This window comes from Planotetraspora mira (genome assembly GCF_016863275.1).
Lineage (GTDB): Bacteria > Actinomycetota > Actinomycetes > Streptosporangiales > Streptosporangiaceae > Planotetraspora > Planotetraspora mira.
The window spans coordinates 156631-173457 of record NZ_BOOO01000024.1 but is presented as its reverse complement, the minus strand read 5'-3'; the positions used below and the strand labels follow the sequence as shown (position 1 = coordinate 173457).

15 protein-coding genes are annotated in these 16827 nt (G+C 68.9%); 4 read left to right on the top strand and 11 right to left on the bottom strand.

Translation table 11 applies throughout. The features are described 5' to 3' along the window. Positions 1–175: 175 nt before the first annotated feature. Positions 176–1555, bottom strand: a complete 1380-nt coding sequence (locus Pmi06nite_RS23325) for a galactose-binding domain-containing protein (protein WP_203955205.1) — start codon at positions 1553–1555, stop codon at positions 176–178. A 278-nt stretch (positions 1556–1833) separates the two neighbouring features. Next, complete coding sequence (locus tag Pmi06nite_RS23320; protein WP_203955204.1) at positions 1834–2478, bottom strand: GntR family transcriptional regulator; 645 nt, start codon at positions 2476–2478, stop codon at positions 1834–1836. A gap of 130 nt (positions 2479–2608) precedes the next feature. Here Pmi06nite_RS23320 and Pmi06nite_RS23315 point away from each other — a divergent pair, with 130 nt between their 5' ends. Further along, on the top strand, positions 2609–4123 hold the full coding sequence (locus Pmi06nite_RS23315; RefSeq protein WP_203955203.1) for an aldehyde dehydrogenase: 1515 nt from the start codon (positions 2609–2611) through the stop codon (positions 4121–4123). 9 nt (positions 4124–4132) lie between these two features. Here the strand turns inward: Pmi06nite_RS23315 and Pmi06nite_RS23310 are convergent, their stop codons facing one another. Then, positions 4133–4855: a histidine phosphatase family protein gene (locus tag Pmi06nite_RS23310; RefSeq protein WP_203955202.1), complete on the bottom strand. Its 723-nt coding sequence runs from the start codon at positions 4853–4855 to the stop codon at positions 4133–4135. A 194-nt stretch (positions 4856–5049) separates the two neighbouring features. Here Pmi06nite_RS23310 and Pmi06nite_RS23305 point away from each other — a divergent pair, with 194 nt between their 5' ends. Continuing rightward, complete coding sequence (locus Pmi06nite_RS23305; RefSeq protein WP_203955201.1) at positions 5050–5553, top strand: Lrp/AsnC family transcriptional regulator; 504 nt, start codon at positions 5050–5052, stop codon at positions 5551–5553. Further along, on the top strand, positions 5550–6863 hold the full coding sequence (gene lysA, locus Pmi06nite_RS23300) for a diaminopimelate decarboxylase (RefSeq protein ID WP_203955200.1): 1314 nt from the start codon (positions 5550–5552) through the stop codon (positions 6861–6863). Before Pmi06nite_RS23305 ends, lysA begins: the two co-directional genes overlap by 4 nt. A gap of 3 nt (positions 6864–6866) precedes the next feature. Here lysA and Pmi06nite_RS23295 read toward each other — a convergent pair whose 3' ends face one another. The 3 genes from Pmi06nite_RS23295 to Pmi06nite_RS23285 form a co-directional block, all read right to left on the bottom strand. Further along, positions 6867–7322: a hypothetical protein gene (locus Pmi06nite_RS23295; RefSeq protein WP_203955199.1), complete on the bottom strand. Its 456-nt coding sequence runs from the start codon at positions 7320–7322 to the stop codon at positions 6867–6869. Between the two features lie 140 nt (positions 7323–7462). Further along, entirely contained in the window at positions 7463–9385 is a 1923-nt protein-coding gene (locus tag Pmi06nite_RS23290) for an amino acid transporter (RefSeq protein ID WP_239114143.1), read from the bottom strand. A gap of 609 nt (positions 9386–9994) precedes the next feature. Beyond that, positions 9995–11230 carry a DUF2786 domain-containing protein gene (locus Pmi06nite_RS23285; RefSeq protein ID WP_203955198.1) on the bottom strand — a complete coding sequence of 412 codons (1236 nt, stop codon included), beginning with the start codon at positions 11228–11230 and terminating at the stop codon, positions 9995–9997. Between the two features lie 186 nt (positions 11231–11416). On the opposite strand from Pmi06nite_RS23285, the gene Pmi06nite_RS23280 reads away from it, so the two are divergent. Further along, positions 11417–12055 (top strand): HD domain-containing protein, encoded by a 639-nt coding sequence (locus Pmi06nite_RS23280; protein ID WP_203955197.1) that lies wholly within the window; start codon positions 11417–11419, stop codon positions 12053–12055. A gap of 441 nt (positions 12056–12496) precedes the next feature. On the opposite strand, the gene Pmi06nite_RS23275 is transcribed toward Pmi06nite_RS23280, so the two are convergent. The 5 genes from Pmi06nite_RS23275 to Pmi06nite_RS23255 are packed head-to-tail and all read right to left on the bottom strand — an operon-like array spanning position 12497 to position 16734. Further along, the gene (locus Pmi06nite_RS23275; RefSeq protein WP_203955196.1) at positions 12497–13132 is read right to left on the bottom strand and encodes a hypothetical protein; all 636 of its coding nucleotides are present in this window, start codon (positions 13130–13132) and stop codon (positions 12497–12499) included. A 57-nt stretch (positions 13133–13189) separates the two neighbouring features. Then, positions 13190–14401 (bottom strand): ABC transporter permease, encoded by a 1212-nt coding sequence (locus tag Pmi06nite_RS23270; RefSeq protein ID WP_203955195.1) that lies wholly within the window; start codon positions 14399–14401, stop codon positions 13190–13192. Next, positions 14398–15093, bottom strand: coding sequence for an ABC transporter ATP-binding protein (locus tag Pmi06nite_RS23265; RefSeq protein ID WP_203955194.1), 696 nt, complete (start codon positions 15091–15093; stop codon positions 14398–14400). Before Pmi06nite_RS23265 ends, Pmi06nite_RS23270 begins: the two co-directional genes overlap by 4 nt. Beyond that, a complete protein-coding gene (locus Pmi06nite_RS23260; RefSeq protein WP_203955193.1) occupies positions 15090–16214 on the bottom strand; it encodes a peptidoglycan-binding protein in 1125 nt (374 codons plus the stop codon). Before Pmi06nite_RS23260 ends, Pmi06nite_RS23265 begins: the two co-directional genes overlap by 4 nt. After that, the gene (locus tag Pmi06nite_RS23255) at positions 16201–16734 is read right to left on the bottom strand and encodes a hypothetical protein (RefSeq protein WP_203955192.1); all 534 of its coding nucleotides are present in this window, start codon (positions 16732–16734) and stop codon (positions 16201–16203) included. The genes Pmi06nite_RS23260 and Pmi06nite_RS23255 overlap by 14 nt, the downstream gene beginning before the upstream one ends. Positions 16735–16827 lie beyond the last annotated feature (93 nt).

Below are 16827 nucleotides of genomic sequence, written 5' to 3'. Positions count from 1 at the left end.
GGTCCCCTCATCCGCCCTGTATTCCATCACAGGTGTCGGCGATTGCCGTCAACGATCCCGGCAAGAGAGATAGAGAGCGCTCTCAGATGTTCTCGCCTGCTTGCGGGATGTCAGGTGAACGACGGAAACGGGGTGCCGAGGCGGATCGGCTTCGCCTCGGCACCCCGCCCGATCGCTAGGTCCCGAAGACCTGGAACTCCCAGAGCGAGTAGCCGTACGGCGTCGCCCGCTGGGTGCCGTTCACCCGCACATATCGGCCCGAGCCCGAGACTGCGAGGTTCTGCACACCGCCCGTCCCGGTGGTGGTCGAGTAGACGGTCGTCCAGGAGGTGCCGTTGTTCGACGTCTGGACCTGGAACGCCCTGCCGTAGGCGGCCTCCCAGTTCAGCACGACCCGGTTGATCGTCCGGGTCGAGCCGAGGTCCACCTGGATCCACTGCGGATCACTGAACCCGCTCGACCAGCGCGTGCCCGTGTTGCCGTCCGTGGCGTTCGGCGCGGTGACGCTCCCGTTCTCGATCGAGGAGGCCGTGGTCGGCCTGCCCTGAGCGAGATTGGATCCGCCGCCGCCCCCGCCCGGAGGCTTGTTGTAGACGGCGACGTAGTCGATGTTCATCTGCCCGCCGGACACGGTCGCGGCGTTGGGACCGCCACCGAAGGCCGCGGGGAAGCCACCGCCCATCGCGAGGTCATAGATGATGAAGAACGGGTGATCGACGGCGTTCGCCCAGGTCGTGGCGTCGACACGATTCGCCGAGAGGGAGAAGTAGTTGTTGCCGTCGAGGTACCACCTGATCTGCTCGGGCGACACTGAGCGGTCGATCTCCACCGCGTAGGTGTGGTAGCCGGTCTGGCATCCCGGACAGGGGCGTTCGCCGCTGCCGATGCCGGTCGACTCGTTGCAGACGCCGCCCGGGTTGGTCCCGCAGTGCAGGGTCCCGAACACCGAACTGCGGCCGTTGATGTCCTCAAGGATGTCGATCTCGCCGCTGGTCGGCCAGGGGGTGCCGGTGCGCAGCGGCGCGCCCAGCATCCAGAAGGCGGGCCAGTAGCCGGCGCCGTTGGCGGTGGTCACATTGGGCTGCTGAATCGACGACTCCATCCGCACGACGCCGCCAGGTGGCGCGCCGAATGTCGCCGCCTGCGTCTCGATGCGGCCGGACGTCCAGCCCGAGGTGGGGTTGCTCCCCGAATGCAGGGCCCTGAGGACGAGGTGCCCGGCGCCGTCGTGGAAGACGTTCGCCGTGCTGTTCGTCATCGTCTCGATCTCACCGGTGCCGAAACTGCTGCCTGGACCGGTGTCGTACTTCCAGGTTCCCGTGTTGACGCCCGTTCCCGCGGCGGAGCCGAAGTCGTCGCTCCAGGTGAGGCTGAACCCTGGGGGCGGCGCCGGAACGGCGGCGTTCGCGGCTCCGGGGACGGCCACGGCGGTGAGGAACGCGACGCCCACCGTGCCCACCCCCAGGAGGACGGCGGAGGCACCCGCCTTGAGACGAAGTCCCAGCCTCCGGCCGGGGCTTGCTCCCACGTCTACGCGCCCGCGCATGTCCGACATGGGCTCTCCCTTCGTCGAGGACCGATCGGCGATCCGGCGGCGGTGGGCCGAGCCGGGCTGGTGACGGCGCTCCGGCCCCGGAGCGGAGACGGAGGTGCGCACCGGCGTCGATTCGCCTGCGCGCGTCGCCGGTCGTCGATCGGTCGAACTCATCTAAGAGAGCGCTCTCCGCGCGAGAGTACCACTGGTTCGCTAAGAGCTGTCAATGGCTGAGTAAACCTGTCAGAACGCGCGGCGGTCGACCTTTGTGAGAGGAATCAAGCCGGGCGAGACGCGCCTCAGGCTTGCGGGGCCGACTCCCGGTGGAGCAGGTGTCGCAGGAGGTAATCGTGCGACTTCGCGATGTGCCTGCGTGTCAGTTCGGCGACCCCGGCGGCGTCACCGATTCCGACGGCCTCCAGGATCTCGTGGTGCTCGATGTCCAGGCGGCCGGTATCGCCGAACAGGTCGACGTGCAGGTACAGATAGCGATCGGTCAGCCGCCTGAGCTGGGTGGTGAGCTCGATCATGCGCACACGGTCGGCCCGCGTGTAGATCAGGGCGTGGAACCTCGCGTTGGCGGCGAGCCAGTCGATCGACGACGGGCGGGCCTCCATCTCGCCGAGGAGCGACGTCATCATGGCGATCTCGGCTCGCCCGACGTTCGGCACGGCGATCTTGGTCAGGAGGGGTTCGATCGCCTCGCGCAGTTCGTAGAGCTCCTGGAGTTCGCCGATCGACGTTCCCCTGACGACCGCGGTGAACGCGCCGAGGTCCACCAGGCCCTCGGCGGCCAGGGTCTGCAACGCGTCCCGTGCGGGGATCCGGCTGACGCCGTACTCGGCGGCGACGCGCGACTGGGAAAGGGGCTCTCCGGGCCTCAGCTCGCCGGTCAGCACACGCTGACGCAACGCACCGGTCACCCGCGCCGCGGCTGACTCCATCGGCACCTCCTCCTGACGTCGCCCTCCCCATCGATTCCATCGCAGAAATACGACAAACAGAACATAACATGACATATGGTAACCTGTATACAGTCATAACTTTTGGTATACGGGCGAAGAGGTGACATCCATGAGCGGCGACGCGCTGTTCGACGAGCCCGCCACGGGCCTGCGCATCGGCGGGCGTGTGGCCGAGGGGCACGCCGCTCCGATCGACGTGACGAATCCGGCGACCGGGGAGGTGTTCATCCAGGTCATGGGCGCGTCCGGCCAGGATGTCGATCGTGCCGTCCAGACGGCCGAAAGGGTGTTCCGTTCCGGCGTGTGGCGAGACAGGTCCATCCACGACAGGGCACGCGTGCTCAACCGTTTCGCCGACCACATCGAGGCCCGGATCGACGACCTGTTCCGCCTCGAGACCATGAGCAACGGGCGGCCGATCACCGAGACGAGGGCCCAGATCGCCCGTCTCCCCGACTGGTACCGCTACAACGCGGCGCTGCTGCTCGCCGACCGGGGAGCCGTGGTCCCGATGGGTGACGGCTACCACTCCTACACGAGCCGGTTCCCGCTCGGAGTGGTCGGGATCCTGTCGTCCTTCAACCACCCGCTGATGATCGCGTCCAAGAGCCTCGCCCCGGCGCTGGCGACGGGAAACTCGGTCGTCCTGAAGCCGTCGGAGCACACGCCCCTGACCGCGCTCATGCTCGCCGACATCGCCGACGAGGCCGGCATCCCCGCCGGAGTGCTCAATGTGATCCCCGGCCTGGGACCGGTCACGGGCGCCGCGCTGGCGGCCCACCCGCTGGTCGAGAAGGTGGTGTTCACGGGCGGCACGGTCCCCGGCCGGTCGATCGCCCTGGCCGCCGCGGGTCACTTCGCCAAGGCCACCCTCGAACTCGGCGGCAAGACCCCCGTGCTGGTGTTCGACGACGCGCCCAGTGATGCCGTCGCGCAGGGGGCCGCCTTCGCCGCCTTCGCCGGTTCGGGCCAGACCTGCGTCGCCGGCAGTCGGCTGCTCGTGCAGCGCGGCGCGTACGACTCGGTCGTCGAGGCCCTCGCCAAGGTCGCCGGCTCGATCCGCGTCGGCGACCCGGCAGACGAGCGCACACAACTCGGCCCGGTCATCTCCGCCATGGCCAGGGACCGGATCCTCGACTACGTCCGCATCGGGCTGGACGAGGGCGCGCGCCTGGTGACGGGAGGTCACCCCGTCGACGTTCCCGGGCTCCCCGGCGGCTTCTTCGTCGAGCCGACCGTGCTCGCCGACGTCCGCAACGACATGCGCGTCGCGCAGGAGGAGATCTTCGGTCCCGTTGTGGTCGCCATCCCCTTCGAGGACGAGGACGAGGCCGTCTCCCTGGCCAACGACTCGCCGTTCGGCCTGGGCTCGGCGGTCTGGACCCGCGACGTCGCCCGAGCTCATCGGGTGTCGGAACGGCTCGAGGCCGGAATGGTATGGGTGAACGATCACCACCGCCTGGACCCGTCCGCACCGTGGGGCGGAGTGAAGGCGAGCGGCGTCGGCCGGGAAGGCGGCCGGGAGTCGTTCGACGACTTCACGAACATCCGTGTCATCACGGTGCGGACGGCCCCCGACGACGTGGGCTGGTTCAACGGCGTGACCACCGGCAGGCTCAACTGACGGCGGTCGTCATGGCCGCAGGTGACCACGGAAGTCGTAGGAGGCCAGGCGGAAGCGCTTGTCCTGACGCTCCCAGGTGGTGACCGAGCCGTTGCCCGCCAGACCGCCCGCGGTGATCGCCAGGATCTCATCGTCGGACAGGCCTTCGAGGATCTGGCGCAGGAGCAGCACGACCGCGTCGTGCGCCACGATCAGGACCCGCTGATGCGCCGCGTCACCGCGGATGTCCTGCCAGGCCGAGCGTAGCCGCGCCGCCACGTCCATGAACGACTCGCCGTCCGGCGGCCGGTAGCCCAGCATGCCCTCGCGCCCCTCGCGGGCCGCCTCCCCGGGGAAGCGCTCCTCGACCACGGCGGGGGGCAGATGGTGAAGCAGCCCGCGATGGCGGTCACGAAGCCGGTCGTCCACCCGCTCGCACGGTGCTTCGCGTCCCGCCGCCACGAGTTCGCGCCGGGCCAGCGACCAGGTCTGCTCTGCCCGCAGATACGGCGAGCACCACACCATGTCAGGGGGCTGATCCAGGGCCGACAGCCAGCGCCCCACCGCGGCGGCCTGCCTTCGTCCGCGATCGGTCAGTGAGATCTTCATGTCGTCGGAGGGGACGATCGCCGTGCTCCCGGCCAGGGCCTCGGCCCAGGCGACGTTCGACGTGCTCTCGCCGTGCCGCAGTGCACGGAGGACGACGGGACCCGACGCGGCCGCGTGATCGCACAGCGGGGTGGAGACACTCATGCCCTCGACGCTATGTGCGGCCCGCCCGAACATCCAGCTCATCAGGGTCATATCGCTACGGAGCGAGGAGCGTCGTCAACCGCGCGTCAACATTCCCGGCGTCCGCGTAGGGATCGTGTCTTGATCACGAATTCGCCGACATCCAGGATCTAGCGTCCTTTTTGTAACTATTGGGGCGATCCTGGAGGGAATCCATGACGGCTGATGGGGCCGGATCCCCGGCCAGGCGCATGAGAGTCCTTGACGACATCGACCTGCGGCTGCTGCGCGCGTTGTCGATGGACGGCCGGGCCCGGGTCCGGGAGCTCGCCCGCGATCTGGCGCTCGCGGACAGCGCGGTATCGGTGCGGCTGCGCCGCCTGCGTGAACGAGGCGTCCTCATGGGCGTCCACGCCGACGTCGACCCCGCGGTGCTCGGCCTCACCACCCAGGCCCTCGTCGGCGTACGGCTGGCGCCCGACACCACGCCGCACGTCTACGAAGGACGACTGCGCAGGATGCGCTCGGTGATGGGCGCGGTCACCCTCGTCGGCGACTTCGATCTCGAGGTCCACCTCGTCTGCCGCGACATGCCCGATCTCGAGCGTGCCGTCGCCGAACTGCGCGACGCCGGCGCGGACACCACCCACACCCAACTCATCGCAAGAACCGTCGTGGGCCTGGGGCAGGCCCTGCTCTCCGAGGAGGAGCCAGCATGACTGTCATGACCGAGACCGTGCATGGTCCGTGGTCGGCCACCACCCGCTTCCGGCACGACGGGATCGCCACCATCGGCAACGTGCCGCTCATGGAGATCGTCCACCGGTTCGGCACGCCGCTCTACGTCATCGACGAGACCGACGTCCGCCTGCGGGCCCGCGCCTACCGGGCCGCGCTGCCCAAGGCGGAGATCGCCTACGCCGCCAAGGCGTTCCTGTGCCGCGCGATGGCGAGCTGGCTGAGCACCGAGGGCCTGAGCCTCGACGTCTGCTCAGCCGGTGAACTGGCCGTCGCGCGTTCCGTCGGCTTCCCCGCCGCGAAGATCATCTTTCATGGCAACGCCAAGACCCCGCACGAGCTCCACCTGGCCGTGGAGCAGCGCGTCGGGCGGATCGTCGTGGACAGCGTGGACGAGATCCACCGGCTGGCCGCGCTGGTACCCGCGGGGCAGCGCCAGAAGGTACTCATCAGGGTCATCCCGGACATCGAGGCCGGCGAGAGCGCCGCGGTCCGCACCGGAGGGGAGAACCAGAAGTTCGGCCTGTCCGTCGCGACCGGAGGCGCGGGCGACGCCGTGAGCCGCGTGCTCAGGCAGCCGCGTCTGGAACTCGTCGGCCTGCACTGCCACCTCGGATCCCAGATCACAGCGATCGAGCCGTTCGAGCGGGCCGCCCGCGCCATGGTCGAGCACCTCGCCGGCGTCTGGAAGACCCACGGCGTGGCCCTGCCCCAACTCGATCTCGGCGGCGGCCACGGCATCGCCTATCGGCCGGGGGACTCCAGGCTGAACCTCGAGGCGTTCGCCGACCGGGTGACCCATGCGGTCGAGGAACGCGCCGCCGGACTCGGGCTGCCCGTTCCCCGCCTGATCGTGGAGCCGGGCCGTGCGATCGCGGGAACGGCCGGCGTCACCCTCTACCGGGTGATCTCCGTCAAGAAGGGCCTCGGGCACACCTACGTGGCGGTCGACGGGGGCATGAGCGACAACCCTCGCCCCGCCCTGTACGGCTCTCGCTACCAGGTCAGGCTCATCGGCCGTACGACCCACGAGGGTGATCGCGAGGTGACCGTGGTCGGGCACCACTGCGAGGCGGGCGACGTGATCGCGGAGGACGTGCCGTTGCCGGCCGACATCCACCCGGGCGACGTCGTCGCCGTGGCCGCCACCGGCGCCTACCACCACTCCATGGCGTCCACCTACAACCTGACCTGCCGGCCGCCCGTGGTGGCCGTCGGCCAGGGGAAGGCCAGGCTGGTGGTCCGCCGCGAAAGCATGGAGGACCTCACGCGCAGGGACGTCGGTCTCTGACCGTCAGTGGTTCACCGCCCTCGCCGTACCGGCCGGTTCGGCGAGGGCGGCGGCATCGGCGAGCATCGGGTCGTCGGGGGCGATCTCGATGATCGTCACAGCGGCGTACTGGCGGGCGATTCTGATCCGACCCCACAGCGTCCCGATGGCGACGGCCGCGACGAGGACGGCGAGACGCAGCAGATCGGGCCAGCCGGTGAAGCGGAGCTCACCCTCGTGGTTCACCAGGAATCCGGTGGCGACCAGCCAGCCCATGACCGCGGTGGCCAGGGCCGCGAGAGGATCGGCCGTCCGAGCCGCGAAGACGCACAGGACGGCGGCGAGGACGGCGATCCGGCCCACGATCTCCCCCGGAGGGAAGACCGCGGTCGCCGTCAGGCAGCCCCCCACGACCACGGCGAATCCCGCCGCGATCAGCAGTTCGGTGTGCCGGGGACCGGCCGGACGTCCCATCCTCATGTGTCCAGCCAAGTACAGACAAGCAGGCAGATCGCCGGTCTTGACGAGGTTCCTACGTGTCTAGGCCGGATATTGATGAAATCTCTATTGCCCCGATTCGATCGTGACCTTCCCGGGATATCGGCGCGGGACCAACGCGACTAGCCGACGTGGACGTGCGGCCGTCGCTCGACGTCGGGCTCGGCCTGGCGCAACACCTCACGGGTCAGGGGCGGCACGTCCCCGCCGCCGAAGAGGAGGTAGCGGAGCATGGCGGCGATCGGGTTGCCCTCGGTCCAGTGGAAGTAGATGTGCGGCACCTGCCCCGTGCGGTCCCTGAGATACAGGAGAAGCGCCGCCAGCGCGTTCGGCACGGTCGAGCTCTCGATGCGCAGGATGCGGTGGCCGTACAACTCCTCGCCGCTGACTCGGAGTTCGGTCTCGAACTCGGAGGCGTCCGGAACCGTCACCTCGACGAACATGATGGGCTCCGAGCTCGGCAGCCGGTGGTTCAGCCACTGCTCGCGGCGCTTGTCGGTGTACTCACTCTGGTTGCGCTGGTGCGGCTCGTTCGCGATCAGGTGGATCTCTCCGCATGCTTCGACGACGAGCTTCTCGGCGAGCGGATCGAGATGCACCTCGGTCACCCGCAACTCGGTGGAGCGGGTGGCACGCGAAACGATCGACGTCACGATGATCGCGACGATGAAGAAGAACGCGATCTTCACGCCGTCTGGGCGTTCGATCACGTTGGCCACCAGCGTGTAGGCGAGGACGACGCCGATCACTCCGAACGCGGCCACCAGTTTCGTCTGCCCGGCGCGGGCGGCGGCGACCGCCACCGCGACGGCCGCGGAGAGGATCAGCACGAGCACGCCCGTGGCGTACGCGCCGCCCTGGGCGTCGACGTCGGCGTGGAAGATGATCGTGATGGCGAAGGCGATCGCGGTGAACACCAGCACCAGCGGCCGGACGGCGCGCGTCCAGTCGGGGGCCATGCCATACCGGGGCAGGTAGCGCGGGACGAGGTTGATCAGTCCCGCCATCGCCGACGCCCCGGCGAACCACAGGATCGCGATCGTGCTGACGTCATAGAGCGTCCCGAAATAGTTGCCCAGGTAGTCGTGGGCGAGATAGGCGAGGGCCCGGCCCGCGGCCTTCCCTCCTTCCTGGAACTCCTTCTCCGGGATCAGTACGCTCGTCGCGAAGCTGCTGAAGATCAGGAAGACGCTCATGATCAGGGCGGCGACGGTCAGCATGCGCTTGGTGCCGGCGATCCGGCCCTTCAGATCACCCTTGACCAGCGGCATCACAGCCGCACCCGTCTCGAAGCCGGACATGCCGAGCGCGAGTTTCGGCATCACCAGCAACGAGACGGCGACCATCGCGAGCGGGCTGCTGTGGTCGCTGGTCAGGACCTTTTTCCAGCTCACGACCAGGTCGGGCTGCTCAACGACGTGCACGAGGGCCGTGGCCACGACCACCGCGTTGAGCACCAGATAGACGCCGACCAGCACCACCGCGATGCCGATGGCCTCCTTGAAGCCCTTCAGGAACACCGCGCTCAGCAAGGTCAGCAGGCCCAGCGTGACGAGGACCTGATGGCCGTCGAACAGGTGGGGGACGAACGGATTCTCCAGGATGTGCGCCGTGGCGTCGGCGGCCGACAAGGTCATCGTGATCACGAAGTCCGTGGCCGCGAACCCCAGCAGGACCAGCACGAACAACTTGCCCCACCACTGCGGGGCCAGTCGCTCGAGCATCGCGATCGAACCCTGGCCGTACGGGCTCTCCGCCGCCACCCGCCGATAGACCGGCAACGCCCCGAACAAGGTCAGCAACACGAGGAAGAGCGTGGCGATCGGCGACAACGCACCCGCCGCCAGTGCGGCGATGCCCGGCTGATAGCCCAGCGTCGAGAAGTAGTCCACACCGGTCAGGCACATCACCTGCCACCACCGATGTTGCTCTCCCGGCGCGTCGGGACCATGTGGCCCCACGGCCTTCAGGTCCTCCTGGTGTAGCCCGTCGAGCAGCCACGTCCGCAGATCCCCCGCCACCGGGGGCCGCACTAACCCGGCCACTCGGTCACCTCCCCGTCAAATTCGCATAAAGCCGAATGCACACTACTAAGGCAGATGGGGGTTGCTATCACACCAAGGCGTCAAGAAAACGTATATATCCCCAGCCCCCTCCGGCGTGATCATGCACAGGTTCGTAAAAACCACCCCCGACCAGCCCCTCCCCTGAGCGTGATCATGCACAGGTTCGGCAACGCATCCCTCCACCTGCGGAAACACTCCGCGTGATCATGCACACCTTCTGGAAAACCGGGCTTGAGCTGGCCATATGCATTTCGTGATCATGCACAAGTTCGCGCGCACAAGTCCCTACCTGAGCGTTCGTGTTTCGTGATCATGCGCGGACAGCCCGCCGTCGCGAGTGGCGACGTGCATGATCACGAAATGCATCGCAGCAGGTCGGTGCGTCATTCACAGAAAGTGCGCATGATCACGCGCGGCATCTCCACAGCTCAGAAGGCGTATTCGCGAAGGTGTGCATGATCACGCTCGAGAGCTGGGTCCCGAGCCCCAGGAGTCGGGGCCGGGACTCGGCGCCGGGACATGGGCCGGGACATGGGGCCGGGACATGGGGCCGGGACATGGGGGCGGGACATGGGGGCGTGGGGCGCCTTAGGCGATCTTGTCCCGGACGTGGAGGGTGGCCAGGTCGGCGGCGGCCCTCCCGGACATCCAGCCCTCTCGATCGTTGACCGACATGACACCGCTCCGCGCCAGCCGGGGGAACAGCGTGGTGACGGCCTTGTCCACCGCCTGCTCCCGGGCGGCCAGCACCGGCAGAAGATCACTTCCTGCCTCGGCCACGGCCTGCCGTACCGCCTCGCCCGAGGCCGCCCGGAGCCGTTCGCCGATGCGCTGGGCATATGCCGCGAGGAACGACTGACGGAACGATCGGGTGCGTGACCTCCCGGCCAGGTCACGGCGGGCACCGGCCTGAACCATCGCCGAGGTCGCCTGCACCAGCAGCGACGTGAACAACAACTCCACCGCGTCGAGATCGGGGTCGAACCCGAGCACCGTGGAGAATCCGAGGTCCTTGCTCCAGATCGCGCGGCACCGGTTGGCCGAGGCGACGACGTCGAGCAGGATCGCCTTGGGCTTCTCATAGGGGGCCTCGATCCCCAACCGGCGGCCACCCGGCTCCTGCACGCCGCCGGGCTCGGCGGCGAGCATCGCGGCGTCGATGCTGTGCCTGGCCATCAGCGACTGCGCCGCCGACGTGAACGTCTCCGCCTCGGCGGGGAACTCGGTGGACTCGGCCTTCGCCAGCAACGCGCGGATCCGGGCCAGGGTCCGCTCACTGGCCACCCGGCCAGGGACATGTACGGCACGGCGGGCCGTACCGGGCAGTGGACAGAGCCGCTCCAGCCGGGGAAGCATGGTCAGCACTGACAGGACCTCAAAGGCACGGGTGACCATCGCGACGCGGTCGCCCTTCTCGCGGAGGATCTCCTCGTCGGCCTCCCACCACACGCTGGCGTCGAGCGCGGAAAGCTGAGCCAGCCACCGGTCATCCACGGTCACTGCGGCGTATGCCCGCATCTCCTCGGCCATCGCATCGATGGCGAGCCGTACATGCTCGCCGCCGAACAGGCGGCGAACCCTCCGAGCGACGTCCGCGGGTTGCCAGCCGGCCTGCCACGCGGCGGTGACCGCCTGTCGCAGGCCGGAAAGCAGCGTACGGTCGACCGTCCGCGCCCAACCTGCCTGATCGGACCGATCGGTCAGAGCCGTCAGCGACCGGCGAAGCCGGTGCTCGTCGTAGCAGCGCCGGTGGAGCAGCGCCTTGGAGACGAGCCACTCGGCCATCTTCGCCATCTCCTCCGCGGCTCCATCCAGCTCACCCATCGATCGGCCCCCTTTGGACGTCCGGAGACCGCATCCTCGCAGACCCCACCGACGGTCTCCGGCAGGCGCCACGAACGGGCAGACCATGTCCTACCAGGCGTTCTTGTCCTTATGGGGAGGCAATCCGGCCAAACGGCAGGGCATGTTCCAGCCAGACAGCACAGGTGGCCGAAGGAGATCGCTGACATGTCGGAGACCATCGCGGGCGTCGCCGTCCCCGACTCGCAACTCGCGGTTGAGGCGACCGAACTCGTCCGGGACGCCGCGACGCCCCTGATCTATCACCACTCCCGGCGTGTCTACCTCTTCGGGACGCTGCAGGGCAGACGTCTCGGGCTGTCGGCCGACGCCGAGTTGCTGTATGTCGGCGCGATGTTCCACGACCTGGGGCTGACCGAGACCTACCGGCGCACCGACCAGCGGTTCGAGCTCGACGGGGCCGACGAGGCTCGCAGGTTCCTCGACTCCCATGGCGTGCCCGCGGCCGACGTCCGCAGAGTGTGGGAGGCGATCGCCCTGCACACCACGCCCGAGGTCCCCTACCGGCTGGATCCCGAGATCGCCCTGGTCACGGCAGGTGTGGAGACGGACGTGCTCGGCATCGGTCATGACGATCTCGACCCCGATGACGTCGCGGCGGTCGTCGCCGCCCATCCGCGCCCCGACTTCAAACGACAGATCCTGGCGGCGTTCACCGACGGGTTCAAGGATCGGCCGGCTACGACGTTCGGCACCGTCAACGCGGACGTGCTCGAGCACTTCGTCCCGGGCTTCCGCCACATCGACTTCGTCGAAGTCATCCAGAACTCCGCCTGGCCCGAGTGACCCCTCCACCCCTCCGGCGTGATCATGCACAGGTTCGGTGGCAGGCTGTCTGACCTGCCATTTTCCGAAGCGTGATCATGCACACCTTCGGGTGGAGCACTCCTGACCTGGCCTCACGGCATACGTGATCATGCACACCTTCGGGTACGGCACCGCCGACCTGGCCACGCTCCAGGCGTGATCATGCACGGCCCCCGCACGTGCATGATCACGGGGAGAGATTTCCCAGCTCAGCGCGCCCTCTTCCGATTCCGTGCATGATCACGCTGCACATCGCCGCAGGTCAACCCCTGCAACGCCGAATCCGTGCATGATCACGATCTGGATCGGCGCAGGTCAGACGGCCCGCCATCGAACCTGTGCATGATCACGCCCGGGATCGGCACAGGTCAGACGGCCTGTCACCGAACCTGTGCATGATCACGGCCAAGGGAGGGGTGGTCAGGCGGCGCCTGGTTCTAGGGCGGCTCCGCCGCCGTATCCCTCGGCCCGGCAAACATTCTGGATCTTCGTGATGTCCACGCCCTCCCCCGGGATGCTGTCGTACGTCCACCCGATCGCGTTGGGGTCGGAACCCGTGGCCGGCGTGATGTGCACCTTGAACCCGTGCCTCTTCAGACACGCCACCTCTTTGCGCACGTCGTCGGCGTAGTGGGGGTTCGTCTTGGGGCTGAACTCCGGCGGCATCAGCGGTTCCTTGTTCACGCAGGCCTTCCTCGCGGCCTCGTACGCCTTCACTTCCGCCTTGGTGGGCTCACCGCTCGTCTTGGTGGGCGCTCCATGGTCCGTCAGACAGGCGGCGTAGGCCTTCCGGTACGCCGCCACCTCCTCCGCGGAGCTGTCCAGCCGCAACTGGGGCCGCTTGGACTCGGAAGAGGAGTCGGAGGAGGAGTCTCCCGCCGAATCGGGCTTCGCCGTGCCGGATGTACTGGCGGGAGACTCGCTGACCAGGGACGCGACGCCGTCGTTCTGCGTTGTCGCCGCCTTGCTGTCCGAGCCGCCGCACGCGGTGAGCGCACACCAGCCGGCGAGCACCACGGCGGCGACCCGGATGGTGCGATCAGAGAGGGAAATCATGGGGCAGAGCATCTCCAGTCATTGTGAGGAACCTGTCAGGGATCGATGAGGCTCTGTTCAGGGCGCGGCCAGGGCGTCGGTCGGGGTCAGGCGTGAGGCGCGGATCGAGGGGTAGACCCCGGCGGCCATGCCGACCACCACGGCCCCGCCGATGCCGCCGAAGGCCGCGACCGGCGGGATCACCGGCGGCCACCCCTGGTACGCCGAGTAGCCGACGGCCACCAGGACCCCCAGCAGGGTGCCGATCACACCTCCCAGCCCGGAGAGCGCGACCGACTCGGTGAGGAACTGAGCTCGGATGTGGCCGCGGGTCGCACCGAGCGCCCGCCGCAGGCCGATCTCGCGGCGGCGCTCCAGGACGGAGACCACCATGGTGTTGGCCACACCGATGCCTCCGACCAGCAGGGCGACGCCGGCGAGCCCGAGGAAGAGCGCGGAGAACGTGGTCTCCGTCACGCGCTTGGCCGCAAGCGCGTCCGAGGGGCGGCTGACCACCACCAGGTCGGGCGTCTCCGGGTGGAGGGTGGCGGGCAGGACCTCCCGCACGTCCTCCAGGGCGTCCTCCCTCGCCTGTACGTAGACGACCGTCGGATGCCCGTCGAAGCGCAGGTACTTCCGGGCGGCCTCCCAGCCGACCAGGACGGAGCGGTCCAGCTCGGGGGCGAGTGGCATCGAGCGCAGAATGCCGATCACGGTGAACCAGTGGTCGCCGACGAACACCTGCGGGGGCTCCTGGCCGGGCGGCAACTCGTTGACGCCGAGACGTGCCGCGGCCTGATATCCGAGGACGACGGTCGGGAACCTGTCGGTCGAGGCGGTGAGGAATCGTCCGTACTGGACCGAGCCGTTGACCGCGGCGAGCAGGTTGACGCGACTGGCGAGCACGCTGATGCCGGCGGCGTCCCCGGCGTCGACCTTGTCCGATCGGGCCACGACGGCGTGGGTGTTGGCGACCGCGCTCGCCACGGTGACGGGGGCGATGCGGGCGGCCATGCCGTCGGCCGACTCCGGCAGCAGGACCGGGGGGTCCTGGTTGGGCATGGGTTCCGCGCGCAGCATGTTGGTGCCGAGCGCGGACAGCTCGTTCATCAGGGCCTTCTGGCTGGACGCCGGGATCCCCATCACGATGATCAGAGTGGCGATGCCGATCGAGATGCCCAGGGCGGACAGGGCCGCCCGCATCTTCCGGGTGCGGATGCCCAGCAGCCCGAGCCGCAGGATGTCGCCCGGGGCGAGACGGACGGGGTCGGTCCGAGTGGCCCGCCTCATGACATGCTCCCCGTGCGGGCGTCGGCCACGATCCGGCCGTCGAGGATCTCCACCCGCCGGGGCACCCGTGCCGCGATGTCCCTGTCATGGGTGACGATCGCGATCGTGGTGCCCTCGGCGTTCAGCTTGATCAGCAGTTCGAGCACGGCCTGGCCGTTGGCCGTGTCGAGGGCGCCCGTCGGCTCGTCCGCGAGGACCAGCGCGGGCTCGTTGACCAGGGCCCGCGCGATGGCGACCCGCTGCCGCTCCCCGCCGGAGAGCTGATGGGGCATATGCCCGACCCGGTGGGCGAGCCCGACCCGCGCCAGCGCCTCCAGAGCGAGCGGGCGGCGTCTGCGGTGCGGCACCCCGGCGTAGAGCAGCCCGGTGGCCACGTTCTCGGTGGCGCTCAGCCCGTCCGTCAGGTGGAACTGCTGGAAGACGAACCCCAGAAGCCGGCCGCGCAGCGCGGACAGCCGGCGGTCGGTGAGGGCCGCGACGTCCTGGCCGCCGATCTCCACGGTGCCGCTGGTCGGCAGGTCGAGCGTGCCCATGATGTTCAGCAGCGTGGACTTGCCCGATCCCGACGGGCCGACGATGGAGAGCAGCTCTCCCTCGTCGATCACCAGTGAGACGTCGTTGAGGGCGGTGACGCCACCCGGATGGAGCTTGGTGGCCCGATGGACGCGCATGACGGGGACCCCGGAGGTCATGAGCTCGTCACCACTTTGAGTCCCTCGGTGACGCCCTTGCCGGTGACCTCGACCATTCCCCTGACGAACATCCCGGTCTCCGCCGCGACCAGCTTCCCGTCGGGGAGTTGGAGGGCGTAGCCGCCCTCACGCAGGGCCAGCAGCGCACCGACAGGAACGGCGAGCACACCTCGCCGGACCTGGGAGGTGAAGGTCACCTCGACGCCCGCGGCGTCCAGCGCCTTCACGTCGGCGGCCTTGCGCGGGGTGACGGTGATGTTCAGCTGGGCCGCGGTCTGGCCGGAGCCGTCCGTCACCTCCTGAACGGTCCTCCCGATCGCCGTGACCTGCCCGGCGATCTTCTTGCCGCTGGGGAGCGTGATGCTCGCCCGGGCCTTCAGGCGGATGGTGCCCACGTCGGTGGCGTCCACCGGTACGGTCACGACCTTGGCCGTCGGGGTGACCGTGATCAGCTCCTCCGCCACGGGATCCCCGAGCTGGGCCTTGACGGACGCGACCCGCGCCGGCCCGGAGAGCACGACGACCTGGCCGATGTCCAGTGTGCCGGTGGGCTGCAGCCCGGCGGCCACCTGCCACTGCTTGAGCGCCGACTTGAGCGAAGCGGTGAAGACGTCACCCGGCACGGAGGGTTTCCCCGCGACCGGCGTCTGGGGCGGCATGTAGCCGATGGAGTATCCGAGCGCCCGCAGATTGTTCGCCACCACGGTCACGTCACGGCCTCGGACCCCCACCTGGTCGAGCTTGCGGAACAGGGGCGTGTCACCGACGAAGGCCGGCACGGGGCGATCGTCCACCCAGTAGAGCGGCTTGCCCCTGACCACGGTGGCCCCCGCCTTCGGCAGCCGGGTGACCAGTCCCGTGCCCGCGCCCCGCACCGAGCGTTCGGTGCCGTAGCCCAGCGTGCCCTGGAGCGACCGGGTGTCCGAGAGATCGGTCTTGACCACGGACGTGGTCGCCACCGGAGCATTGCCGGCACCGGTGGCCTCCGGCTTCCCGTCGTGACCGATCACCGCGACCGCGATCCCGCCGGCCGCCACGACGGCGACCAGGACGAGCGCCCCCAGGACGATCCGCTTCCGTCCCCTTCTCGGCGGCGCGTCCATTTCGTCAGTTCCTGCCACCGAAGGCCTCCATCGTGCAGTCCTTGTCGATCTTGTTTCTCACGGATTCGGCCGGCTGGTCGTTGTCGGCGTAGGTCCAGCCACTCGCGTCGGGAAGCTCCGTGACGTGCATGCCGCGCGCGTTGAGGCACTTCACGTAGGCGTGGTGCTGGTCCACGTAGTCGGGGTTCCTGTCCCGGTCCAGCTCAGGAGGCATGAGGGGCATCTTCACGAGACAGGCCTTGTACGCTTCCGCCGGCTCGCGAGAGTTCGGGCCGCTCATGAAGGGAGGAGCCTGCGCCTTCGACGTGCCCACTCGAGCGGTGTCCATCTTGACCCCATGGGTCTGCAGGCACGCCCAGTAGGCGAACCTCAGCCGCTTGGCCTCCTCCTCGGTGCTGTCCAGGCGGAGCTGCGGTCGCTTGGCCTCGATCGGGTCGGCGGCCGCTGGAGTGCTCGTGCCGGATGTCCCCGGTACGGCACTGGCGAGCGAGGCCACCCCCTGGTCCCTGTCCTCGCCGGACCCGGCACAGGCGGCCACCGCGACGAGCAACGCCGCGGCGCACAGCCCGGCGGCCTGGGACCTGTGGAGGCGACTGGGTTCTCGGCATGCCGGACACGATGGGCCAGGGTT